Annotated in this window: 19 protein-coding genes and 1 pseudogene; 7 read left to right on the top strand and 13 right to left on the bottom strand. The window is 45.0% G+C overall.

Annotation, left to right across the window (positions count from 1 at the left end; translation table 11 throughout):
* Positions 1-13: 13 nt before the first annotated feature.
* The 6 genes and pseudogenes from nrfF to nrfB form a co-directional block, all read right to left on the bottom strand.
* Positions 14-424: a heme lyase NrfEFG subunit NrfF gene (gene nrfF, locus AACR11_RS24130; RefSeq protein WP_005445117.1), complete on the bottom strand. Its 411-nt coding sequence runs from the start codon at positions 422-424 to the stop codon at positions 14-16.
* Positions 411-944: a DsbE family thiol:disulfide interchange protein gene (locus AACR11_RS24125; protein ID WP_005445115.1), complete on the bottom strand. Its 534-nt coding sequence runs from the start codon at positions 942-944 to the stop codon at positions 411-413. Before AACR11_RS24125 ends, nrfF begins: the two co-directional genes overlap by 14 nt.
* A pseudogene (locus AACR11_RS24120) lies at positions 922-2,789 on the bottom strand (heme lyase CcmF/NrfE family subunit). Before AACR11_RS24120 ends, AACR11_RS24125 begins: the two are co-directional and overlap by 23 nt.
* Positions 2,790-2,799: 10 nt before the next feature.
* A complete protein-coding gene (gene nrfD, locus AACR11_RS24115; protein ID WP_005445111.1) occupies positions 2,800-3,771 on the bottom strand; it encodes a cytochrome c nitrite reductase subunit NrfD in 972 nt (323 codons plus the stop codon).
* Positions 3,768-4,454: a cytochrome c nitrite reductase Fe-S protein gene (gene nrfC, locus AACR11_RS24110; RefSeq protein WP_017189460.1), complete on the bottom strand. Its 687-nt coding sequence runs from the start codon at positions 4,452-4,454 to the stop codon at positions 3,768-3,770. The genes nrfD and nrfC overlap by 4 nt, the downstream gene beginning before the upstream one ends.
* A gap of 1 nt (position 4,455) precedes the next feature.
* Entirely contained in the window at positions 4,456-5,058 is a 603-nt protein-coding gene (gene nrfB, locus AACR11_RS24105; protein ID WP_029790966.1) for a cytochrome c nitrite reductase pentaheme subunit, read from the bottom strand.
* A 450-nt stretch (positions 5,059-5,508) separates the two neighbouring features.
* On the opposite strand from nrfB, the gene nrfA reads away from it, so the two are divergent.
* Positions 5,509-6,936: an ammonia-forming nitrite reductase cytochrome c552 subunit gene (gene nrfA / locus AACR11_RS24100; RefSeq protein WP_005445107.1), complete on the top strand. Its 1,428-nt coding sequence runs from the start codon at positions 5,509-5,511 to the stop codon at positions 6,934-6,936.
* 96 nt (positions 6,937-7,032) lie between these two features.
* Here nrfA and AACR11_RS24095 read toward each other — a convergent pair whose 3' ends face one another.
* The 3 genes from AACR11_RS24095 to gyrA all read right to left on the bottom strand — a co-directional run bounded on the left by AACR11_RS24095 (position 7,033) and on the right by gyrA (position 11,186).
* A complete protein-coding gene (locus AACR11_RS24095; RefSeq protein ID WP_029790964.1) occupies positions 7,033-7,587 on the bottom strand; it encodes a hypothetical protein in 555 nt (184 codons plus the stop codon).
* Positions 7,588-7,801: 214 nt separating this feature from the next.
* A complete protein-coding gene (locus AACR11_RS24090) occupies positions 7,802-8,425 on the bottom strand; it encodes a TPR domain-containing protein (protein ID WP_005445105.1) in 624 nt (207 codons plus the stop codon).
* A 121-nt stretch (positions 8,426-8,546) separates the two neighbouring features.
* Entirely contained in the window at positions 8,547-11,186 is a 2,640-nt protein-coding gene (gene gyrA, locus AACR11_RS24085) for a DNA gyrase subunit A (RefSeq protein ID WP_005445103.1), read from the bottom strand.
* 309 nt (positions 11,187-11,495) lie between these two features.
* Here gyrA and ubiG point away from each other — a divergent pair, with 309 nt between their 5' ends.
* From ubiG to yfaE, 4 genes are all read left to right on the top strand, one after another.
* On the top strand, positions 11,496-12,203 hold the full coding sequence (gene ubiG, locus AACR11_RS24080) for a bifunctional 2-polyprenyl-6-hydroxyphenol methylase/3-demethylubiquinol 3-O-methyltransferase UbiG (protein ID WP_005445102.1): 708 nt from the start codon (positions 11,496-11,498) through the stop codon (positions 12,201-12,203).
* A 489-nt stretch (positions 12,204-12,692) separates the two neighbouring features.
* On the top strand, positions 12,693-14,975 hold the full coding sequence (gene nrdA, locus AACR11_RS24075) for a class 1a ribonucleoside-diphosphate reductase subunit alpha (protein WP_005445098.1): 2,283 nt from the start codon (positions 12,693-12,695) through the stop codon (positions 14,973-14,975).
* A gap of 81 nt (positions 14,976-15,056) precedes the next feature.
* Complete coding sequence (gene nrdB / locus AACR11_RS24070; RefSeq protein WP_005445097.1) at positions 15,057-16,190, top strand: class Ia ribonucleoside-diphosphate reductase subunit beta; 1,134 nt, start codon at positions 15,057-15,059, stop codon at positions 16,188-16,190.
* Entirely contained in the window at positions 16,190-16,468 is a 279-nt protein-coding gene (gene yfaE, locus AACR11_RS24065) for a class I ribonucleotide reductase maintenance protein YfaE (RefSeq protein WP_029790959.1), read from the top strand. The genes nrdB and yfaE overlap by 1 nt, the downstream gene beginning before the upstream one ends.
* Positions 16,469-16,567: 99 nt before the next feature.
* On the opposite strand, the gene AACR11_RS24060 is transcribed toward yfaE, so the two are convergent.
* Positions 16,568-17,800, bottom strand: a complete 1,233-nt coding sequence (locus AACR11_RS24060) for a CinA family nicotinamide mononucleotide deamidase-related protein (RefSeq protein ID WP_029790957.1) — start codon at positions 17,798-17,800, stop codon at positions 16,568-16,570.
* Positions 17,801-17,999: 199 nt separating this feature from the next.
* Here AACR11_RS24060 and AACR11_RS24055 point away from each other — a divergent pair, with 199 nt between their 5' ends.
* Positions 18,000-18,902: a DUF3943 domain-containing protein gene (locus AACR11_RS24055; protein ID WP_005445090.1), complete on the top strand. Its 903-nt coding sequence runs from the start codon at positions 18,000-18,002 to the stop codon at positions 18,900-18,902.
* A 241-nt stretch (positions 18,903-19,143) separates the two neighbouring features.
* Positions 19,144-19,656 carry a glycine cleavage system protein R gene (locus AACR11_RS24050; protein ID WP_005445081.1) on the top strand — a complete coding sequence of 171 codons (513 nt, stop codon included), beginning with the start codon at positions 19,144-19,146 and terminating at the stop codon, positions 19,654-19,656.
* Positions 19,657-19,752: 96 nt separating this feature from the next.
* On the opposite strand, the gene nspC is transcribed toward AACR11_RS24050, so the two are convergent.
* The 3 genes from nspC to AACR11_RS24035 all read right to left on the bottom strand — a co-directional run bounded on the left by nspC (position 19,753) and on the right by AACR11_RS24035 (position 25,254).
* Positions 19,753-20,886, bottom strand: coding sequence for a carboxynorspermidine decarboxylase (gene nspC / locus AACR11_RS24045; RefSeq protein ID WP_005445080.1), 1,134 nt, complete (start codon positions 20,884-20,886; stop codon positions 19,753-19,755).
* 204 nt (positions 20,887-21,090) lie between these two features.
* Positions 21,091-22,344 (bottom strand): carboxynorspermidine synthase, encoded by a 1,254-nt coding sequence (locus AACR11_RS24040; protein WP_005445078.1) that lies wholly within the window; start codon positions 22,342-22,344, stop codon positions 21,091-21,093.
* An 18-nt stretch (positions 22,345-22,362) separates the two neighbouring features.
* Positions 22,363-25,254, bottom strand: a complete 2,892-nt coding sequence (locus AACR11_RS24035) for a pyridoxal phosphate-dependent class III aminotransferase (protein ID WP_029790954.1) — start codon at positions 25,252-25,254, stop codon at positions 22,363-22,365.
* Positions 25,255-25,427: the final 173 nt, after the last annotated feature.

Genomic DNA, 25,427 nt, shown 5'->3' with positions numbered 1-25,427 from the left:
AATAACGGTCACATTAATCACGCCTTATCATTCGGATCGAATATAGGACAAAAAAGATCAAAAATAACGCCGGAAGGATCCACAGCATGGCAGTAGAATAATTAAATGGTGGTTTATATAGAACAATATTCCCATAACGAGTCACCAAATAATCTTTCACTTCTTGATCTGAATGGCCTTCATTCACCATGGTATACACTTTCAAACGCAGGTCTTTTGCAGCCTGCGCATTTGACTCAACTAAGTTTTGGTTCTGACACTGCGGACAGCGTAATGTCTTGGCTAATCTCGTTGCGCGTTGTTGCAGTTCAATAGAATGAAACTCAAACAGATCAACATTCTGCACAATTTCTTCACTCTTTAGCGAAGAAGAAAATAACGCAAACGTGACTAGCATGAGAAATAGATAATTAAATCGAAACATTCAAATAACCTGAAAATATATCGTTCCATTTATCCGAAGTTAACTCACCTCGATATTTGATCAACACCCTGCCATTTTGATCAATCAAATACGTTTCTGGTGTTCCAATAACCCCTAGCTCAACTGCAAGCCTACCATTTGGATCACTGATCACCTCTGTGTATGGATTTCGTTTAGAGCTCAAATATTCACGAGCAGCTTGATCGTTGTCTCGATAATTCAGTCCAATAATAACGACACCAAGCTCAGCAAGTTGCAATAATTCTTCATGTTCACGCTTGCATATGCCGCACCAAGATGCCCAAACATTCAGTAATTTATACTGTTCCTTTTTAAAAACTTGCTGAGTGACGTCATTACCCGAAAGTAAAGACGTGGCGGTAAATTCAGGGATGGATAAATTGCGCTGCTGAGACAATTCGACATTCGGTCTATCTGATAACGCGATAGTCGCCACAACAGCAAATGCAATCACACTCGCGACTAACCCTGCTAGTTTAAGCGTATTTCTCGGTCGCATTGAATGCCTCTTTTCTTTTCGTCATTAATGTCGTGCACATACCTAGCACCGCTAGAATGCCGCCGATCCAGATCCACCAGATCCCAGCCCGATACTGCACTTTAATCGCATAAGCATGAATATCGACTTTATCACCTAACGTCACATAGTAATCCCCATACCACCGCGAGCGAATCGCTGGTTCGGTCATATTCATCACTCGCACAGGGTAATGGCGTTTCTCTGGCGTAAAGTTGAGACGGCTACCGTCTTCAAGGCGCAGATCGATCATTCCTTGCTCGGCGGTGTAGTTTGGACCTACTCGCCACTCTATCCCATGATAGTCGATGCTAATATCAGCTCTTTGAGACGTAGTACCCGGTTCTACACGCAGATTATATTCATATGAATAGTCACTATTAAACACAGCTCCGCAACATGCTACCGCAAAGCCAATATGCGCAAACACCATTGGTAACCGCAAACGTCTATTTTCTGTTTTAAATAGCATTAAGGCATGTGACACTCCGACCCACGTTGACAATACTAGCGTGATAAGGCTTGTCAGATGAATAACGTCGACAGTAAAGATAAAAGCACACCCGACAACAAACGAGATCGCGCCTGCAGTTCCGGTTTGGGAAGCCATCGTCTGATTGATGCCTTTACTCCATTTCAGTATGGGCATTAGCGCAAGAGCAACGAGCGCTAGCAGGCTTAAAGGGAACCCCCCCCCAAGAGTTGATAAAGCATAGGGTAAAAGGTGCCGAGAAAGACGATTGCTGTCGTCATAACGAGCAATCCAATTGCAAAATAAACGGTGTAGGCTCGGCTGGTTAATGTGCGAAGTTGAAAACGGGCGATATGTTCGCCTTTGGTGATAAGCAAGGCAAAAGTCACAATCACTAGCAGACACAGCACGCTAAGCAATACAAGACCTTTGGTTGGATCTACAGCAAATGCATGCACCGAAGTGAGCACACCAGAACGCACCACAAATGTGCCGAGAATACTTAAGCTGAATGTTGCAAAAGCTAACGCATAAGTGCTCCAAATTGCCCCCTTGTTTCTCGTCGCAATGACCCCACTATGAAGTAACGCACCACCAGTTAGCCAAGGAAGCAACGACGCATTTTCTACTGGGTCCCAGAACCACCAGCCACCCCATCCAAGTTCGTTATAAGCCCACCAAGACCCAACGATGATACCCAACGTGAGAGTGCCCCAAGCAAAAAGTACTGGACCACGTGCTGCGTTATACCATTCATGAATTGGTCGCGGACCTAACAGCGCCGCTAGAGCAAATGCCAAAATTGCCGCATAACCAACGTAGCCCAAATACAGCAAAGGTGGATGAATAATCAGCCCTACGTCTTGCAACATCGGATTCAAATCCCGCCCTTGTGTAGCCAACTCTTGCGCGTATTCAAATGGATTAGAAGTAAGGAGTGTAAACCACGCAAACACCGCAATCAGAATATTCATAATACCTAAACAATCAGCGGTGTATTGCCCACTAATAGGTAACTTGCGTGCTATGTAGGAAGCCCAAAGACTTAACGTGACCACCCAAAACAACATCGAGCCTTGGTGTCCTCCCCATGCGGCAGCAATTTTAAACGCCATGGGCAATTGGCTATTAGAATGAGTGACCACGTACTCTAAGGCGAAGTTGTCCTGAATAAAACTGATGATCAATAGGGTTAAACAAACTAAAGAGGCTAAGCTGATGATGTGTGACATCGCTATTTGATGGGGCAATACCACCTTCTTATTCATGGCGCGCCTCATCCAATGCAATAATGCCGTACAAGTCGATGCGACACCGACCAGTATCAATAAGAAAAATCCCAGCTCAGCCTCCATTTTTCCTCCTTTATACGATGGTCATTTGACCGGCATAGAGAATGAAGGTACGAAGCATCAATACCCCAACCAAACTCAAAGAAGTCACTACGAACACATAGCCACCTTTGTGACGAACTTCGGCAGGCGTCAACCAATTGAGCGTCAAAGGCATTAACATGCCGATGAGGATCACGCCTCCCCAGAACCATTGTGCCCAAAAACCCGTCGATATCGCATTCCAAGCCGCAACTTCGTTCTGACCACCGCTGAAGATCAGTCCGGTAAAGAAGGTAACTAGGACAAACAACTCAAACAATACGACTGGGCGTTCAAATCCGTGTACCCATGACACACTAGGACTGCTGGTTGGTTCTTTAAATACCAAGATACCAAACATCAAACTGGCCGCAGCACCGGAAGACAAACTTGAAAATAGGAACAAGATTGGTAGCACTGGATTGTTAAGCATTGGGTAAGTCTTGAGTGCAGACAATAAGAAGCCAGTGTATGCCGCGAGTACAATCGCCAAGAAACCTAAGAACAATTCTACGGCATTATTCGCTTTACCTGCTTTGATCAAGACAGTATCCGCCAAATCGAGCAATTTGCTCGGCAGTTTTCCTTCACAAAAACGGATGATTTGATGACGGAAAATAGTGCCAATCCACACGAACAAAACAATCATATAGACTTGGAACAGGATGACGCCCATCGACATAACTGACGTCGGGTTGTAGTAAATCATGATCTTCCAAAACTCGAGAGGTTTGGTTAAGTGGAAAATCAAAATCACTAATCCCGAGATAATGCCAAATGGTGCTAGCCAAGCCATTGCTTTCATGATGCCATTATTCGCCGGATCACCTTCAATGACTTTGCGCTTAAGATAGAGCGCGATCATCACAGCTCCAGCCGACATGCCCGCTAAGAATAAGTAAATCGCGATGATCCAATCCCAGACTAACGAGTCAAAATGGAAAGCACTTTCAAAGCCGTTCATGATGACACCTCCCCTTTACTATGCGGAATTTTGTACAGCTTAGGTTGCGTACCCAAATGTGATTTATCGCGGTACACCACATGGCTTTCTATCGCTTTACTCACGTCACTCGTTGGATCGTTCAGATCGCCAAATATCAGCGCTTTAGTTGGGCAAGATTCAACACAAGCTGGTTGTTTACCTTGCGCTAAATTGGTGTCTCTACAGAAGTTACATTTGTCCGCAGAATGGTCGACGGGATTAAAGAAACGCACTTGATAAGGACAAGCAGCAAGACAGTAACCACAACCGACACACTTTTCCTTGTGTACATCGACAATACCAGTCGCTTCATCTTTATAGGCAGCCCCTGTTGGGCATACATATACACAAGGAGGGTTATCACAATGCTGGCAGGACTCTCGAGTGAACTGATACTCCACGTCAGGAAATTCACCAATCGGTTCACCACGGTGAATTTTAAGGCGTGTCACGCCATCAGGCACCTTATTTACTTCTCTACAGGCATCAGTACAGGCGGTACACCCAATACAAGCGTTCTCATCATGCACCATACCTAAACGTTTACCTTGTTCACTGTCGCTGGCATAAAGAGAGGAGCTCACAACAGAGGTGCCTGCAACGCCCGTGGTCAATATCAATGCGCCGCTGCCGGCTAAAAAGTTTCTTCTCGAACATTTCATGCTATCTCTCCTCTTCTTTTGCGAGCTCAGGTTTGACGGCAAATTCAGAGTGACAATCCACACACTGTTTGATCAGTTGCTTTCTGTCGTACGACAGCGCTTTAGTTTTGGCGGCGTGTACATCATGACAATTTGAACAAGTGAGATTTTTAGCATGCACATCATGTGTCCAGTGGCTTTCTCTTAGCTTTGTTGGTGTATGACAATCCACACACTGGCTGTTCGCTTTGAGGATCAAGCTTGGGTCTAAGAACACTTTGTCGTACACCGCTTTCGATTGAGCCGCTGAAAACTTGATTACATCAGGCGCGCCTTCTCGATGGTCAGGACCGATATTACTATGGCAGTTGGTGCAATTAAGCTGTTTACCCTGACTGAGTAACGCTTGAGGATCATGCGAAAGGTTCAGAGTCTCTTTGGCATCCTTGTGACATTGCAGACATTTATAGTCTCTGTCACGGATCAACTCGACTTGATGACGCTCAGATTGAGCTCCATCAATTGGCTCTGAAGAAGTCGCATGGGCGGCGATGGTAAAACCATAGATGGCAAGGATGAAGAGAAATTTCAGCATTGTCTCTATGGTCAATTTTATATTGCCCATATTTTTCTTTCCTTAGCTCGATAATAATTGATAACTATTCTCAACTATTTATTTGAGCGACAATTAATTTCCTCTGAAGATATTTTCCAAATCTTCAAATGACATCAATTCTTATTTCGGAAAGCCACAACGCTAAACCTATATTTATAATACCTCTATTATTCATAAGGGGTAGAAACACCTGTTCAAAAAGCGAACTAAATCACCCTATTTTTAAAATGGTTAAAAAGCCAACCCCTTATCAAACAAGACATTAACCACTACCCCTTTAGAGGTATATAAATCTAAATATGATTGAGATCACTGGTGTAAATTGATCTAAAACAAGACAAGTTTCGCTCACTATTTCATCTCCTTAATTAACTAATAATATTAACTTTAGATCTCCGATTCTTATTTGGAATAGCTCCTCACAACGCTGCTAATAAAAACGAATATGGAGATAACACCGTGAGCATAAAACACTGGATGAGCGCACCAATCGCGGTTGCGACCTTATTCGCCAGCCAATTATTTTTGGCCGGCGCTCCGTTGGCAGCAGAAGAGAAAGGTCTCATGGACCCTCGCAATGATGCCTTTGAGCAACAACACCCTGACCAATACCACTCATGGAAAGCCACCTCTGAGAGCGAACATATTGAAGATGCCCTAGGCGAAGATCCGAACATGGTAATCTTATGGGCAGGCTATGGATTCGCGAAAGACTACAACAAGGCACGCGGTCACTTTTACGCACTCGATGATGTTCGCCAAACTCTACGTACCGGTGCACCTAGCGATGAGAAGTCCGGTCCCATGCCAATGGCGTGTTGGAGCTGTAAAAGCCCAGATGTGGCGCGTGTGATTGAAGAGCGAGGTGAAGACGGTTATTTCGAAGGGAAATGGGCACGTTTAGGCTCAGAAATCGTCAACCCGATCGGTTGTTCTGACTGTCATGACACACGCTCTGAAGAGTTTAAGAAAGGTGAGCCTGCTTTAGCATTGACCCGTCCATACGTAGAACGTGCATTCGATACAATAGGCAAAAACTTTGATCAGCAATCTCGCCTAGATAAACAAGCATCAGTATGTGCGCAATGTCACGTAGAGTACTACTTTACGGGTCCGACGAAAGCCGTCAAATTCCCATGGGACATGGGCACTACCGTTAATGACATGGAGAAATACTACGACGCGCTAAATTTCAAAGATTGGACGCATGCAGTCTCCAAGGCACCAATGTTGAAAGCACAGCACCCGGGTTACGAAACGTGGCGTGATGGTATCCATGGCAAAAACAAAGTGGTCTGCGTGGACTGTCACATGCCTAAAGTAACCAAAGAAGACGGCACAGTTTACACCGATCACAAAGTGGGTAACCCATTTGATCGTTTCGAAGACACGTGTGCGCAATGTCATACCCAAACCAAAGAACAGCTGCAAGGCATCGTTTCGACTCGCAAAGCGCAAGTACTGAACATGAAGCTCACTGCCGAGAAGCAAATCGTGGCAGCGCACTTTGAGGCAGGAGCTGCATGGAAAGCCGGGGCAACAGAAGAAGAGATGCAACCTATCCTTCAAGATATCCGCCATGCACAATGGCGTTGGGATTACGCAATTGCCTCTCATGGCGTTCATATGCACGCGCCTGAAGTGGCACTTGAAGTACTGGGTACTGCAGTCGACCGCGCAGCAGACGCCCGTACTAAGCTGGTTCGTTTACTAGCGACGAAAGGCATTACTGACCCAGTACAGATCCCTGATATTTCAACTAAGGCCAAAGCACAACAAGCTCTTGGGATGGATATGGAAAAAATGAACGCGGACAAGAAACACTTCTTAGAGACCGTGGTTCCAGATTGGGATAAAGCAGCAGCGGAGCGCGAAGCAACGTACTAATCAACTAAGATAACACCATGCAAAGTACAGGGCGCACAATGCGCCCTTTTTGTTTGATCGTAGGAAAAGACGAACTAAACCCAGCTCGCCTTATAATTAACGGCGAGGAAGTCTCGGTCTGGGCTGTATATTTGGACGTGTTTTAGGCATTTGAATGCTAGGTTTTGCCGCCGGGCGCTGAACTTTTGTCTCTGGTCGCGTTTCTCTTTGTTGCACTTTTTCTTTCAATGCTTTGTCTTGCATCAACGCTGGTTCGATGCGTTCCGGACGATTCTCCCATTTAGTTTGAATCTCCTGCTTTTGTTCTTCTGGTAGCGATTGCCAGTGATCGTCAAGCTGACGTTTCATGGTGTCGATGTTGGCGGACATATCATCGTCTTTCCAATCTTCAACTTTGTCTTTGATGGATTGTTGTTGTTCTTCATCCAAACCGTTCCACCACGTTTCCAACTTCTCTTTATACTCGTCATCGTTATCACAACAACCTGGGTAGTAGTAAATCCAATAATCATCATGATCGTACCACCATGGGTCGTAGTAACCAGAAGCGTAATAAGCCGAAGATGAGGAACCGGAATGATCGGAAGAGGTACAACCCGCCAACACGGAACCGCATAGCACCGCTAATATCCCTAACGCTTTATTGTTCATTCATCACCCACTTTCCTTTTACTGCTCCAGAGGCTGTTTATCTTTCGCGGTTAATTTTAGACGCCCCTTTGGGGTAGCGTTTATTGGTCACTTCTACTGCGTTTTTGGCTTCTCATAAAGACGAACTGCACATCAAAACCTCTGCTTTGTGTAAAGGCCCAACAATTCGCTGCAGAAATCAGCACGAAGGGTCAACAGCCCCCTAATTATATGCTTACAACAACTCTTTCGCTTTGTTGATTGAGTTTATGATTTGTACACGATCCAAATTAGGATCATTGGAATCTAATAATAGTACCCAGGTATCAATGGCTTCTTGAAAACGAAATGACAAAAAGTGGTCATTTGCAATCAAAGACAAAGCGGCTTCATTGTGCGGCTCGAGCTGTAAGGCTTGCTCAAGTAGCAGAGTGACTTCTTCCGTCATGGATTGTTGGTGGAGGTAATATAGTGTGGTGGCTTTCGCGGCAAGTTGGGTAGCACTAACAACGTCACTAAGCTGAATAGCATAATCAAAACAAATCAATGCTCCATCAAGCTCCCCTTCAACAAGATAGCCCTGCCCTAATTGAAACCACAATGCTGCATTATTTGGGTCTTCGCGCAACTGGTCTTGGATCTCTTGCATGATATCCCGTGCATTGGTCATACGTGACATCTCGGCTTGCATTGTTGGCGGTGGCGTTTGTCGCAAGAGTAAAAAGCTTGCACTAGTAACAACCAAAACTAAAGTACAAAGCCCAAACCATTGAGCCGGTTTGACCTTTGAAGCGCTGAGCGATAACACCACGACGAATAATCCCATCAGAGTGATGGCAACGAAGAACCAAGCAGACATAATGTACCCCACAAGCAAATATTGGTTTAGTTTACTGACTTCCTCTCAATATTGCGTTGATACAGATACAAAAAAGCCGAGCGTAATGCTCGGCTTTCAAACTTAGATGTAAAGGAAAAGATTACTCTTCTTCAGAACCTTCTGCTGCATCATCCGCTGCTGGTGCTTCAGGCGTTTGACCTTCTGCATTTGCTTCTGTTGCTTCCGCTTCTTCGCCTTCTGGCAGTTCTACTTCTTCAACTTCATCAATACGCTGCAAACCAACCACTGACTCATCTTCAGCTGTACGGATAAGTGTTACACCTTGAGTATTACGACCAACTTGGCTAACTTCCGCAACACGTGTACGAACTAGAGTACCAGCGTCGGTGATCATCATCATCTCGTCGCCTTCTTCTACTTGTACCGCGCCAACTACTGGACCGTTACGCTCAGAAACCTTGATAGACACAACGCCCTGAGTTGCACGACCTTTCGTTGGGTATTCCGCTAGTTCAGTACGTTTACCGTAACCGTTTTGAGTAACCGTTAGGATATCGCCTTCGTTTGATGGAACGATCAAAGAAACCACTTGATCATCATCTGCTAGCTTCATACCGCGAACACCTGCCGCTGTACGACCCATTGCACGTACTTTGTCTTCGCTAAAGCGAACCACTTTACCTGCTTTAGAGAACAGCATGATATCGCTTGAACCTGTAGTGATATCAACGCCGATCAAAGAGTCATCATCACGTAGGTTAACTGCGATCAGACCGTTTGAACGTACGTTAGCAAACTGGTTCAGAGGTGTCTTCTTAACCGTACCGTCACCCGTAGCCATGAAGATAAACTTCTCTGGAGAGAACTCATCTACCGGAAGGATTGCCGTGATACGTTCACCTTCCTCAAGTGGAAGGATGTTTACGATTGGCTTACCACGTGCAGTACGAGTTGCATGAGGTAATTGGTAAACTTTCAGACGGTAAGTCTTACCACGAGTTGAGAAACACAGAATGTTATCGTGAGTATTTGCAACAAGTAGACGCTCGATGAAGTCTTCATCTTTCATCTTCGTTGCACTCTTACCTTTACCACCACGACGCTGAGCTTCGTAGTCGCTTAGGATTTGGTACTTAACATAACCTTCGTGAGACAGAGTTACTACTACGTCTTCACGAGCGATCAGCTCTTCCATGTCAATGTCATGGCTAGCTGCTGTAATTTCTGTACGACGCTCATCGCCGTAACCATCGCGAACCGCTTCAAGTTCTTCACGGATCACTTCCATCAAACGCTCAGTGCTTGCAAGGATGTGCATTAGCTCTGCAATTTCGTCCAATAGCGCTTTGTATTCATCAAGAATCTTCTCATGCTCTAGACCAGTTAGACGGTGTAGGCGAAGTTCTAGAATCGCTTGAGCTTGAGTTTCTGTTAGGTAGTACAGACCATCACGGATACCGTATTGATCTTCTAGCCATTCAGGACGTGCAGCGTCAGTACCAGCACGCTCTAGCATTGATGCTACGTTACCAAGATCCCAACCACGCGATACCAAGCCAACTTTTGCTTCAGCTGGAGTTGGTGCGTTTTTGATGAGTTCGATAACTTCGTCAATGTTCGCAAGAGCAAGAGAAAGTGCTTCAAGGATATGCGCACGTTCACGCGCTTTACGCAATTCGAAAATAGTACGACGAGTCACAACTTCACGACGGTGATCAACGAAGCACTTCAACATGTCTTTTAGGTTGAATAGCTGAGGTTGGCCGTTGTTTAGCGCAACCATGTTGATACCGAAAGTGGTTTGAAGCTGAGTTTGTGCGTAAAGGTTGTTTAGAACAACTTCACCCACTGCATCGCGCTTACATTCAATTACGATACGCATACCATCTTTATCAGACTCGTCACGTAGCGCACTAATGCCTTCTACTTTCTTATCTTTTACTAGCTCAGCGATCTTCTCGATCAAACGAGCTTTGTTCACCTGGTAAGGGATTTCAGTGACGATGATGGTTTCTTTACCATTCTTCTCCACTTCGATTTCCGCTTTTGAACGCATGTAGATTTTGCCGCGACCTGTTTTGTACGCGTCTACAATACCTTTACGACCGCTGATAAGCGCCGCAGTTGGGAAATCAGGACCAGGAATGTAATCCATTAGCTCATCAATAGTGATTTCTTCATTATTGATGTATGCAAGACAGCCATCGATCACTTCGCCAAGGTTATGTGGCGGGATGTTGGTTGCCATACCTACCGCGATACCCGAAGAACCGTTTACCAGTAGGTTAGGAATTTTAGTAGGAAGAACTGCAGGAATTTGCTCCGTACCATCGTAGTTAGGTACGTAGTCCACAGTTTCTTTGTCTAGGTCAGCCAGAAGTTCGTGGGCCATTTTCGCCATACGTACTTCGGTATAACGCATTGCCGCAGCAGAGTCGCCATCGATCGAGCCAAAGTTACCTTGACCATCGACCAGCATGTAACGAAGTGAGAACGGCTGAGCCATACGTACGATTGTGTCGTACACAGCACTATCACCGTGTGGGTGATATTTACCGATTACGTCGCCGACAACACGGGCTGATTTTTTATATGGTTTGTTCCAATCGTTGCCTAGTACGTTCATCGCGAATAAAACGCGGCGGTGTACTGGTTTTAGGCCATCACGCACATCTGGAAGAGCACGACCCACGATGACAGACATCGCGTAGTCTAGATATGAACCTCTAAGCTCATCTTCAATGTTTACGGGCGTGATCTCTTTAGCTAAATCGCTCATAGAGCCATTATCCCTCTATTATCTGATCGTAATTACGATACGTGTAAGGTGCAAAAATATAACACACAATTCATCAACGGGGCATCACTTTCCCACTCGTTTTATCAGGTTGTGAGCTTGGTTATGGGTTAAATGAAGAGAATTTGCACATTCATCCCATATCTTTATGAAAACTGACTATATTTCCACCAACATCAGTCAAAAATCTCTCCTGTAGCGATTGTGAGAAAAGAACCAGTTTTAACGTATCGTACCATTGGAGTATAATCTCGCCTTCCAAAGGACTATTAGCGAAGCGATATAACAATCATGACTAAAGCACAAAACGTCGACCCAAGTGAAATTAAGAAATTCGAAGAGATGGCTTCTCGTTGGTGGGATTTAGAAGGCGAGTTCAAGCCACTTCATCAAATTAACCCGCTTCGCTTGAACTATGTCCTAGAGAAAGCAGACGGCTTATTTGGTAAAAAAGTGCTCGATGTTGGCTGTGGTGGTGGCATCCTAGCTGAGAGCATGGCTAAAGAAGGTGCAGTAGTTACTGGTTTGGATATGGGTAAAGAGCCTCTTGAGGTCGCTCGCCTGCATGCACTTGAGACTGGCACTAAGTTGACTTACATCCAAAGCACGATTGAAGACCACGCAGCAGAAAATGCAGGAATCTATGACGTTGTCACTTGCATGGAAATGCTTGAACACGTTCCAGATCCACTTTCAGTGATTCGTTCTTGTGCTGCATTGGTCAAACCTGGCGGTCACGTTTTCTTCTCTACCTTGAACCGTAATATCAAATCTTACCTATTTGCCATTGTGGGTGCAGAGAAGTTGCTTAAGATTGTGCCAGAAGGTACACACGATCATGAGAAGTTCATCAAACCTGGTGAAATGATGAAGATGATTGACCAGACAGACCTTACCGAGATGGGTATCACAGGCTTACATTACAACCCACTCAACGATAGCTACAAACTTGGTCGTAATGTGGATGTAAACTACATCGTTCATACTACAAAATATTGATGGTTCGATTGACGCTTAAGCAAAAAACGAGCATCAAGATTGAGAAAAAGCGGTAGCATAGATGCGCCGCTTTTTTTGTCAATTTCTGTCGAAAAAAAGTGCTCTAGATTCCATTTTGACCAAACTATTTTTAACAAACAAAAACTGTCAAAGATCAAGGAAAATATTTTTACATGCGGTTATTTATGAACCGATTTAAAAAACGTATTTTTCCCCATTCAAGTCAGCCCTTTTCTCATCGGTTAGTGTTCACTTACTGTTTTTTTTTATTTTGTTAGTTATCCACAAGTCATCCCAAACCTGTGCCTTGAAAAATTGGGGTAACAGCACTATCTTGTAACTCGCAAACAAATGAACCCCTATATCTTGTGTTTCGACTACAATATATAGATAGACTTTGATCACAAAGCCGCCGCAAATTTTACAAGTTTTGCACATAAACAAACAAAAATACGGCTTTTATCAGTTTTCTTAGGGAAATAAAGCAGAATGAACCAACAACTTACCGTCACTAAACGTGATGGCCGCAAAGAAACTATCGATCTGGAGAAAATCCATCGCGTTATTACTTGGGCTGCAGAAGGCCTGAACAACGTATCGGTATCACAAGTAGAACTACGTGCTCACATCCAGTTTTACGACGGCATTACGACGACAGATATCCACGAGACTATCATCAAGTCTGCTGCAGATTTGATTTCAGAAGAAACACCGGATTACCAATACCTAGCTGCTCGCCTAGCGGTATTCCACCTACGTAAGAAAGCATACGGTCAATATGAGCCGCCAACGCTTTACAACCACGTAGCTCGTCTTGTTGATATGGGTAAGTACGACCAACACATCCTAGAAGACTACACAAAAGCTGAATTGGACGAGCTTGATGCGTACATCGATCACAAGCGCGACCTTGATTTCTCTTACGCTGCTGTAAAACAACTAGAAGGTAAGTACTTCGTTCAAAACCGTGTATCGGGTGAAATCTACGAAAGTGCTCAGTTCCTTTACATTCTAGTGTCTGCTTGCTTGTTCGCTAACTACCCGAAAGAAACGCGTCTTGACTACATCAAACGTTTCTACGATGCGACATCGACATTTAAGATTTCTCTACCTACACCAATCATGTCTGGTGTACGTACCCCTACTCGTCAGTTCAGCTCATGTGTGCTGATCGAGTGTGGTGATAGCCTAGATTCTATCAACGCAACAGCAAGTTCAATCGTACGTTACGTTTCTCAACGTGCTGGTATCGGTATCAACGCTGGTCGTATCCGTGCACTAGGTTCTGAGATCCGTGGTGGTGAAGCATTCCATACAGGTTGTATCCCGTTCTACAAATACTTCCAAACAGCAGTTAAGTGCTGTTCTCAAGGTGGTGTTCGTGGTGGTGCAGCAACTGTGTTCTACCCACTATGGCACGGTGAAGCGCGCTCGCTAATGGTTCTTAAGAACAACCGTGGTGTTGAAGAGAACCGTGTTCGTCACATGGACTACGGTGTTCAGTTGAACAAACTGATGTATCAACGCCTAGTGGAAGGTGGCAACATCACGCTATTCTCGCCATCTGACGTACCAGGTCTGTACGACGCATTCTTTGAAAATCAAGAAGAATTCGAGCGTCTATACGTGAAATACGAAAACGATCCTTCAATCAAGAAAGAGACCGTTAAAGCGATTGAAATGTTCACTCTTCTAATGCAAGAGCGCGCATCAACTGGTCGTATTTACATTCAGAACGTAGACCACTGTAATACGCACAGCCCGTTCGATTCAGAAGTAGCACCAGTTCGTCAATCAAACCTATGTTTGGAAATCGCGCTGCCAACCAAGCCATTAACTAACGTTGAAGATGACTCGGGTGAAATCGCGCTATGTACACTGTCTGCGTTTAACCTTGGTGCAATCAAGTCTCTGGATGACTTCGAAGAACTGTCTGAGCTTGTTGTTCGTGCGCTAGATGCACTGCTTGATTACCAAGATTACCCACTACCAGCTGCATACAAATCGACAATGAACCGTCGTACGCTGGGTGTTGGTGTTATCAACTTCGCATACTACCTAGCGAAGAATGGCGTTAAGTACTCTGACGGCAGCGCAAACGGTCTAACTCACCGTACATTTGAAGCGATTCAATACTACCTATTGAAAGCCTCTGTTGCGCTTGCGAAAGAGCAAGGTAAGTGTCCTTCGTTTAACGAAACGAACTACGCGAAAGGTCTACTGCCTATCGACACTTACAAGAAAGACGTTGACCTAATTTGTGACGAAGAGCTGCACTACGATTGGGACAGCCTACGTCAAGAAATCATGGAACACGGTCTGCGTAACTCAACACTGACTGCGCTAATGCCTTCTGAGACATCTTCTCAGATCTCTAACGCAACAAACGGTATTGAGCCACCACGTGGTTTCGTGTCTGTTAAAGCGTCGAAAGACGGTATCCTGAAACAAGTTGTGCCAGATTTCGCTGAGCTTAAAGACAACTATGAACTGCTTTGGAACATCGGTTCTAACGACGGTTATCTACACCTTGTGGGCATTATGCAGAAGTTCGTTGACCAAGCGATCTCTGCAAACACAAACTACGATCCTTCTGGTTATGAGAGCGGTAAGGTGCCAATGAAGAAACTTCTTCAAGACCTTCTGACTGCGTACAAGTTTGGTGTGAAGACGCTTTACTACCATAACACTCGTGACGGTGCGAAAGACGACCAGAAAGACGCAGTTCAACCACAAGATGACGATTGTGCAGGCGGCGGTTGTAAGATTTAATCTCCCCCACTTAAACAATTCGTAGTAACAAACAATCGAACGCCTCCCCGCTTGGGGAGGTCTAAAAGGAATTGAGGCATTATGGCTTACAGTACTTTTAACCAGAACAAAAATGACCAACTGAAGGAACCAATGTTCCTTGGTCAATCAGTGAACGTAGCTCGTTACGACCAGCAAAAATTCGAGATCTTCGAAAAGCTTATCGAAAAGCAATTGTCTTTCTTCTGGCGCCCAGAAGAAGTTGACGTATCTAGCGACCGTATTGATTACAACAAGCTACCTGACCATGAGAAGCACATCTTCATCTCAAACCTGAAGTACCAAACGCTGCTTGACTCAATTCAAGGTCGTAGCCCGAACGTTGCGCTACTTCCTCTGGTTTCTCTACCTGAGCTAGAAACTTGGATCGAGACTTGGTCGTTCTCTGAGACGATCCACTCTCGTTCTTACACACACATCATCCGTAATATCGTGAATGATCCAAGTGTGGTATTCGATGACATCGTAGAAAACGAGCACATTCTTAAGCGTGCGAAAGACATCGCGCATTACTACGATGACCTGATCCAAGCGACAAACGACTATCACCGCTACGGTGAAGGCGAACACGTTCTTAACGGTGAAACGGTTAAAGTTAGCCTGTACGATCTGAAGAAGAAATTGTACGTCTGTTTGATGTCAGTGAACGCACTTGAAGCAATCCGCTTCTACGTAAGTTTCGCATGTTCATTTGCTTTCGCTGAACGTGAGCTTATGGAAGGTAACGCGAAAATCATCAAGCTTATCGCTCGTGATGAAGCGCTTCACTTGAACGGTACGCAGCATATGATCAACCTGCTACGTAACGGTCAAGATGACTTCTCTTTCATGCAAATCGCTGAAGAAGCAAAACAAGACTGTTTTGACCTATTCAAAGAAGCGGCAGAGCAAGAGAAAGAATGGGCTGAATACTTATTTAAAGATGGTTCAATGATTGGTCTAAATAAAGATATCCTTAGCCAATACGTTGAATACATTACGAACATTCGTATGCAAGCGGTAGGCCTACCAGCAGCATACCCTGAAGCAACTTCAAACCCTATCCCATGGATTAACGCTTGGTTGTCATCGGATAACGTTCAAGTTGCACCGCAGGAAGCAGAAATCTCTTCTTACCTTGTTGGTCAGATTGACAATGAAGTAAGTGCAGACGACTTCGAAGGATTTGAGCTGTAATGCCAAGCATCAAAATCAACGAACTCGTTAGCATTGAGTCTAATCCATCTAACACAATTTTGGAGACGATGGAGCAAGCGGGCTTACTGCCTGAATACAATTGCCGTGACGGACACTGTGGTGCATGTCGCTGTAAATTGGAATCAGGTGACGTGGAGTATGTTGGTTTTGCAATGGCGTATACTCAGCCAGACGAAATTCTGCCTTGTATTTGCAAAGCGAAATCCGAAATTTCGCTCAGTGGTGTGAATTACGCGATGAAAGAAAAACGCGCATAAACGCCACCAGCCAGTACAAAAAAGCCAAGGCAATCGCCTTGGCTTTTTACTATTTATTTTTACTGTCTACTTTTACTATCTAAACAGCTCGACATCCTTTTAAAGAGCACTGCTCGGAATGTGCATTTCTTTAATCTTTTCCAAGAATGCGTATTGAGCCGACATCGGCTTGCGTTCTAGATAACGGCGTAGCATATCCAGTGCCGCAGCACTGATGACTTTAACCTGATCATCTTGCTGATATTTTCTTGAAAGTTTGTATAGGGCGCCCCACTCTCCTGTTGACGTGGAAAGAGCAACAGAGAAAATGCCTTCTTCGATTTTTCCCGTAACTAAAGCCAAGTCGGTGGCGCACTTTTCACGTGTCGCACCAGCTAGAGCAAACGCCGCTGCTAGTGGGTCCCCTTCATCTGCAATGGTTTGATTGTTTCCTGATAGAACCCAACCGTGACCGAATTGCTCAGCGACTTTTTCATCACTATTTAGCCAATACGTTAAATACCCTGCACTGCTTTTCTCCGACACCGATAGTGTCAGCGCTTTATCTATTAGTAGCTGACCGACATGTTCAACCATAGGTACATCGACACTTACAGAATTGGTTTCAAGGTGCTTATGGATCATCTGCATCAACTTCATGCGTTGCTCAATATGCTGAGATGGACCAAACAGTTTCACTTCGATAAAGGGTAAGTAAGAGCGATAACCCAGCTCATAACCAGGCGGAAGCTTCATTTGGTCCAGCTTGTCCGATATACCAGATTCAGACAGACCAAACGTATAAATTCGGCTACAAGATGCACTTTCTACTTCAGGGAAGAGTTTTTTCAAATCTGGCAGAATTTGCGTCTCTGCCATTAACTTAAATTCACTTGGTACACCTGGGGTGAAATAGAACACCGCATCATTGATCAGCATTTTAAAGCCACAAGCCGTGCCAATCGGATTATCAACAATTTGTGCCGTTTCCGGTAGCATAGCTTGCTTGAGATTGCTATCCGGCATTGGGATACCACGACGGGCATACATCGCCTCTAGGTGTGCTAACCAGTCTTTAAATAACACTAATTTGCAATCTGCTGCTTTCGCTGCTGCCACTGCGCTCATGTCATCTGTGGTTGGTCCTAAACCACCATTCACGATCACCACGTCATTATTGAAGCTGAGCATCAAAAACTCTTCAATCAAACTCGATTGTTTATCACCAACGGTCGAGCGCTTCGTTAAGCCAAATCCATGTTGATAAAATAAGCTCGACAGCCAAGCTGCATTTGTATCAACAATATCACCGTGAAGGACCTCTTCACCGGTACTTAGCATAGCAATTTTCACAACTGACTCCTGAAAATAGGCAAAATCCACATTTTTTCGACATTGTGCCTATATCGTTTTCATTTTATTGGACTAATCTCATAGTTAATTTGTTGAGATTAAATGTAGGTCAAGTATTTAAATGGCTGTTCTTTTAAGGGATAATTGTGAGCCCGATCATCAAACCAACAACTCGGAGACCTTCGTGTCAAAATCATCCATGTTCAAGAAAACTCTAAGTGGTCTTGTTCTGACGGCATCTGCTACCGCAAATGCAAGCCAGTACGATATGAGTAACCATATTGAGTTCTCTTACACGCCTGATTGCCTGTCAGGTTACTGCGAAACGACCACTCTGTATAGCTTCGAGCCACAAAATCGTCGCTTTGCGATGGGACTTGATAACGATGATTCTTTAAATCTCGACGCAGGCCTTCAACCGAAGCATATGATCGTGCCAAAAGACAAAGATTGGGACTATCTCATGGGTCAAACTTACACCATTCTTGGTTTGAGTGTGGCTACGGTAGGTTTGATGACTTTATTGCCTGAGAGCATTACAAAATGGGACGAAGAAGATCGTGACATGAGTAAGCTAGGCAGCAAGTGGAAAGACAACGTTTCAAGCGGTCCAGTATGGGACCGAGATGAGCACTTTCTAAACTACGTAATGCACCCTTACTTCGGTGGTGTTTACTATACGGCTGCGCGCCACGCTGGCTATAACGAATTTGAATCCTTCTTGTATTCTGCGACCATGTCGACGTTCTTCTGGGAGTACGGTGTAGAAGCTTTTGCTGAAATCCCATCATGGCAGGACTTGTTTATTACTCCATTCTTTGGTGCTGTAGTGGGTGAAATGATGCTAACAGCGGAACAAGACATCGTTGCCAATGGTGGTGAAGTAATGGGCTCAGAAACCGTTGGGGACGTTTCTCTATTCTTCCTCAATCCAGTCGGACACATTCACTACTGGGTATCAGATGCATGGGGCGGTAGCGCAGAATTCCAATTCAGTTCATCACCTTGGTTTGGCAACCAAGACGCAGCGAAGTTTGCGATGGATTCCGGCGCAAGCTACGATAACGTCTTCTACGGTTTTGAAATGAAGGTCACCTTCTAAAACCAAACTGTTAAATAGCAGCCTGAGGGCTGCTTTTTTTGTGCCCCAAGCATAGTTTTTATTATTTGCATCACGAATTAGCGTCAAAAATTGACCTTTATCAAACCTAACCCTCCTCCAGCACCTACACTGAATTTAAGGACTAATTCCAATAACTTAAGTTTTAAACCTTAAGCTCAAATAACTATAGCGATACGTCTAACCGTGCCGCGTCCAAACCTTATTCCGGGAGGGGACCATTATGAACACTGTGTTTATCGTTAATTTCGTCGGTCAGGCATCACCAGCGACCATCAAACAGCTTGCAGCGGTTACCCATGAAAACGAAGGCAAATGGCTGATCAGTAAAGTGAACTTTATTGAGGATCAGGTTGCCGGCGTGATCAAAATCGAGCTACCAGAGGAAAATGCCAACACAGTGAAAGAGGCGTTCTCTGCTTGCCAAACCCTCATCGTTAAATTCGTTGATTCCGAGCCTCACTCTCACCGCGAAGATACGGTCTTTCAGCTTCGTCTGGACGCCAATGATCGTGCAGGCATCGTCAACGAAATCACCCACGTGCTCGATGGACAAGGCATTTCGATTTTAGACATGGACTGTCAACGAGTGTTTATCGCCGGTGGCGGAGGTGTAAGTTCAAGCTTGTTTAGCGCTAAGATGGCAATCAAGTTGCCGAGTGAACTGGAAATTGATGATGTAGCGAATGAGTTAGAATCGCTCAGCGAAGATACTCGTGTGATTGTCGAAAGCTGATCTTAAGCCCAAAGCACTCGGTAAACCGAAGCAATGCATAATAAAAAAGAGCAGCTCATCGCTGCTCTTTTTACGTTCAATCAAATGAAAAGGTGATTACTTCACTGTCCATTGAGACAGAGAACGTTTGAAGTCTGAATAATCAAATTCGTTCAGCTTTTGAATTTCACCATTTGAACGTTCGCAGTATACCGACGGCATACGTAGACCGTTAAACCAGTTCAGTTTCACCATGGTGTAACCCGCACTATCTAGAATGTGCAGACGCTGTCCGATCTCCAGTGGTTGCTCAAAGTTCGCCACACAGAACTGATCACCAGCTAAACAAGAGCACGAGCCAATGACGTATTCATGTGCACCATTTTCTGCTGCTTCAAGAATCGATGCTGGCTCGTTATAAATCAAAGTATCTAAGCGGTGTGCTTCAGTTGCTGAATCCACAATCGCAGTCTTCTTCACGTTCTCAACAATGTCTACCACAGTCACGACAAGATCCGTCGTTTTAGTGATGATTGCCTCACCCGGCTCTAGGTACATTTGTACGCCGTGCTTTTCAGAGAAAGCTTTCAGTGCAAGCCCCAGCTTTTCGATATCGTAGCCCGGCCACGTAAAGAACACGCCGCCGCCCATGCTAACCCAATCCAGCTTATCGAGATACTCGCCAAACTGCTCAGAGATCGAATCCAACAGACTGATGAATGCGTCCACATCTTTGTTCTCACAGTTCATGTGGAACATCACACCATCAATGCCATCGAAAATTTCCGGCTTGATGTGGTCAGCTTGTACGCCTAGACGAGAAAACTGACGTGCAGGGTTCGCCAAGTCTTGACCTGCATAGCTTACACCCGGGTTTAGACGCAAACCAATCGACGCTTTACCTTCAACAATATGGCGGTAAGCTGCTAACTGCGACTGAGAGTTAAAAATCATCTTGTCGCAGATATCTGCTACTTCACGTACGTCATCCTCGCTGTAGCCAACACTGTAAGCATGAGTCTCTCCACCAAAGGTTTCATAACCAAGCTTCACTTCAAAAGGACCAGAGCTGGTTGTACCGTCTAAGTAAGGCTTGATAATGTCGAATACGCCCCATGTCGAGAAACACTTCAGTGCCAACACTAACTTCACACCAGAGATATCTTTTAGCTGTTTTGCCTTCTCTAGATTCTCAATCAATTTGTCTTCATTGATCATGAAGTATGGGGTTTTAAGTTCGTTTTGTTGCATGTTAATACCTTAGATCCCCTCATAAAAATGAAGGAACTATAAAACCGAACAAAGCCGATGCGATCGCACCGGCTTAGATTGATGATTCAAATAAGCGCAGCTTGCACTGAAACTTCTAATCGAGTTTAGGATGCACGCGTTGTTTGTAACAATTAACGCGCACACCTCAAAACACGATAAAAAGAAATCGTTAGTGTAAGTGCCTTACTTGTTCAGTTCGTGGATAACTGGAAGCCCCTGACCTGCTTCTAATTCCTGAACATGCCAATCTAGACCAATTGTTGGCATTGTTTCTAGGAACGGATCTGGGTCTAGCTGTTCCATGTTGAACACGCCTTTGTCAGCCCATTTACCACGGAAGAATTGCAGCGCTGCTGTGATCGCAGGAACACCTGTCGTGTAAGAGATCGCTTGATGTTCAACGTCTTCGTACGCGACTTCATGATCTGCGTTGTTGTAGATAAACACGCTACGCTCTTTGCCATCTTTCTTACCTTGAACCCAAGTACCGATACACGTTAGACCTGTGTAGCCCGGTGCTAGAGATGTTGGGTCTGGCAATAGCGCTTTCAGTACATGCAGAGGTTGAACGACTGTACCATCGTGCAGCGTTAGTGGATCTGGGCTTAGTAGACCAATATCTCGCATTACATTGAAGTAGTTTAGGTAACGATCACCGAAACCCATCCAGAATTCAATGCGTTTTGCTGGGATGAATTCTTTCATCGAACGAACTTCATCGTGCGCCATTGAGTACACTTTGTGAGAACCACAGTTCGGGAAATCGAACTCTAGCATACGAGAGTGACAAGGTACTTGTTTCCACTCTTCGTTTTCCCAGTAGAATGAATCACCTTGGATCTCTAGCATGTTCGTTTCTGGGTCAAAGTTGGTCGCGAACTTCTTACCGTGGTCACCCGCGTTAACATCCATTACATCAATCGTATCGATTTCGTCAAACAGATGCTTTACAGCGTACGCTGCAAATACCGAGACTACACCTGGATCGAAACCAGCGCCCAGGATACCTGTGATGCCCGCTTCCTCGAACTTCTCACGGTAGCCCCATTGCCAATCGTAAGCTTGTGGTACTTGCTGACCTTCAGAACATAGGTCAACCGCTACTGATGTGTCTAGGTATGAAACTTTTGCTCGGTAACACGCTTCCATGATTGGCATGTTAACCCACGGAGGACCCGCGTTGATGACAAGATCCGGTTTTACTTCTTCAATAAGAGCAACCAGAGAATCTACGTCGTCAGCGTTCACTGCACGCGCTTCTAGTTTCTTAGCTGAATCTTTCAGGTTGTTTTTCTTCTGAATCGATTCGATGATCTTCTCACACTTACCAATAGTACGTGATGCGATTGTGATATCACCCAGAACGTCGTTATTTTGTGCTGCTTTATGTGCAACAACCCAGCCAACGCCGCCTGCACCAATCTGTAGAACTGCCATAGTTTTCCGTTACCTTTATTAAACTAGCTCAAATGCTAGCGTGTTGATTTTCAAGAGCAAAGATTCAAAGTCCGCTGTCGTCAGACAAGGATTCAAAATCGTAAATTTAAGAGCGGTCTTACCATCAACGATGGTTTCACCGAGAACTGCGATACCGCGAGTCAACGCTTCAAGACGCAACGCTTTGTTTAGTTCATCTAAATCTGCAGATGCGTTGTTTGTGCGTACATTGGTTGCGCGGAATAGAACCGTAGAAAGTGCCGGCTCAGCCAAAAGCTCGAACTGATCGTGTGCACGAATCATCTCGGCAACATCTTGAGTTTGTACCAACAGGTGATCGTACATATCGCCCAGCGCTTTAGGACCCACGTTTTGCATCGTCATGAACACTTTCAATGCATCAAAGCGCTTCGTGGTTGCAATAGATTTGTCCACCAAGTTTGGTAGCTCATCGTGTTCTCGGTTCAGATAGTCAGCATGATGAAGTAGGAACTTAAAGTTCGACTTGTCGTTCACCAGCAACGCACCACAACTGATTGTTTGGTAGAACAATTTGTGGAAATCGACACTAATAGAGTGCGCACGCTCTACACCTTTCAGGCGAGATTTGTGACTGCTTAGAATCAGTGCGCCACCGTAAGCGCCATCAACGTGCATCCACATCTCGTGCTTCGCTGCCATATCAGCAATGAAATCAAGGTCATCAATTGCGCCGTGGTCAGTCGTACCCGCCGTGCCAACAATGGCGAATGGGATCAGACCTTCTGACTTCGCCCGTGTTAGAACCAGATCTAACTGAGTAACGTCCATTGTACCGTCAGCGTTCGCATCGACGGTCATCACTGCTTTCTCACCCAGTCCCATCCAAGATGCTGACTTTTGAACCGTGAAGTGTGATTTCTTAGAACACACAATGCGCAGTTTGTCTGCGTAATCAGGAAGACCCAGCTTTTGAATTGAGTGACCGCTTAGCTTGTGTGCAATCCAGTCTCGCGCCAACATTAGCCCCATTTGGTTGCTTTGCGTACCACCACTGGTGAAGATGCCGTCGCCCTTCTCGCCCAACTCATACTTGTCACACAACCAATTAATCACTTTTTGCTCTACGTAAGTCGCAGAGGAAGCTTGATCCCATGAATCCATAGATTGGTTTAGCGCCGCAATCATGGCTTCTGCCGCAACCGCTGGCATGAGAGGAGGGGTATGTAGATGCGCAATACAATCTGGGTGCTGGGTGAAAATCGCATTCTTTGCAACAAGCTCAGCAGCTTCATCGATGACAGACTTTAACGACGCATTTTTGTTGTCTAGATCGACTGCATTAATCGCTGCTTCCAGCAACTTAGGGTTCATACCAGAGTATGGTGCGTTCACTTCTTCGAACACCGATTTCATTACAGCGGTAGTGTGATTCATAACCGACGCGAATTCGGCACCACCAAGTTCACCAGTTTGAATAAAGTGCTTTTTCCATTCTTCTTGTGGTGCAGTTTCAATATGACTGCCACCCGCTGCGATAATCGCTTCTTCGAGTACGCGAAGCGCAAAGTCGATTTGCTCAAAAGAGATAATAAGAGGTGGAAGGAAGCGAATTACAGAGCCTTCACGACCGCCCTTTTCAACCATCAAGCCGCGCTCAAGCGCCGCACGTTGAATAGCAAGTGTCAATTGACCATCAGCTAGAGGCTCACCAAATTTGTTCAGCTCGCCATTTGGATGCTTAATCTCAACACCAAGCATCAAACCTTTGCCACGAACATCCGCGATACAGTTAACGCGTTTTTGAATGCTCTCAAGACCAAAGCGTAAATACTGACCAGCGACGTTCGCATGTTCAACAAGGTTGTCGCGCTGGATGATTTCTAGTGCTTTTGCACCTGAGACCATTGCCAATTGGTTACCACGGAAAGTACCGGTGTGCTCACCTGGCTTCCATGTATCGTGTTGTTTGTTGATCACCAGTAGTGACATAGGTAAGCCACCACCGATTGCTTTAGACAAACATAAAATATCAGGAACAATGCCCGCTTCTTCGAATGCGAAGTTGTAACCTGACTTACCAACACCACATTGAATTTCATCGAAGATCAACAAGATACCGTGATCATCACAAATACGGCGTAGTTCACGTAGCCAGAATGCAGGCGCAGGAATAACACCACCCTCACCTTGGACTGGCTCCACAATGATCGCTGCCGGCTTCATGATACCCGCTTCATCGTCGTTCAAGAGACGCTCGATATAGCGGATGCTCGCTTTCGCACCCTCATCACCGCCAAGCCCAAATGGGCAGCGTAGGCTGTATGGGAATGGCATAAAGTGCACATCTGACATCAATCCAGTACGGCGAGCTTTGGTACCCAAGTTCCCCATCATACCCATGGTGCCATTTGTCATACCGTGGTAGGCTCCACGGAAAGCAAACATGGTGTTACGACCCGTGTTTTGCTTCGCTAATTTAATAGCCGCTTCAACGGCATCCGCACCCGAAGGACCACAGAACTGAATCACGCAGTTGTCGCTTAGCTCTTGAGGAAGGAAGCCTTTAACAGACTTAATGAAATGTGTTTTCGCAGACGTTGCGATATCCAGAGTCTGGTACGGCAAACCAGAATCTAACTGCTCTTTTAACGCTTGGTTGATTTCCGGGTGATTGTAACCCAGAGCCAACGTACCCGCCCCAGCAAGACAGTCTAGAAAGATTTGACCACGCGTATCTTCAACCAAACAGCCGTAAGCTTGTTTAATTGCGATTGGCAAGCGACGTGGGTAAGAACGTACTTCCGATTCATGCTCTGCTTGTTCGATAAGAACTTGATCAGGCGTTAAATCATACGTTCCTTCAACAACTGGAACCTGAGACGAAAAGTAATTTGCGATAGTGTTATCGACTTCAAAGGCAGTGCTCATACTACATAATCCCTTGAATTATAATGATTCTCTTTCCTGTATTTATTCTCGTTAGTATTAAATAACAGGATATACAGATACACCTCCGCATTCGTCATTTTCTAAACGACAAATACAGATAACCCGTCACGACAAGCGCGACTTTTTATTTTGATTGGAGAGTAATCAAGGTT

Origin of the sequence: Vibrio sp. L85 (assembly GCF_963871815.1) — a bacterium.
Classification (GTDB): Bacteria; Pseudomonadota; Gammaproteobacteria; order Enterobacterales; family Vibrionaceae; genus Vibrio; species Vibrio harveyi.
The sequence above is the reverse complement of the archived record's forward strand: the minus strand, read 5'-3'. Positions and strand labels throughout refer to the sequence as shown.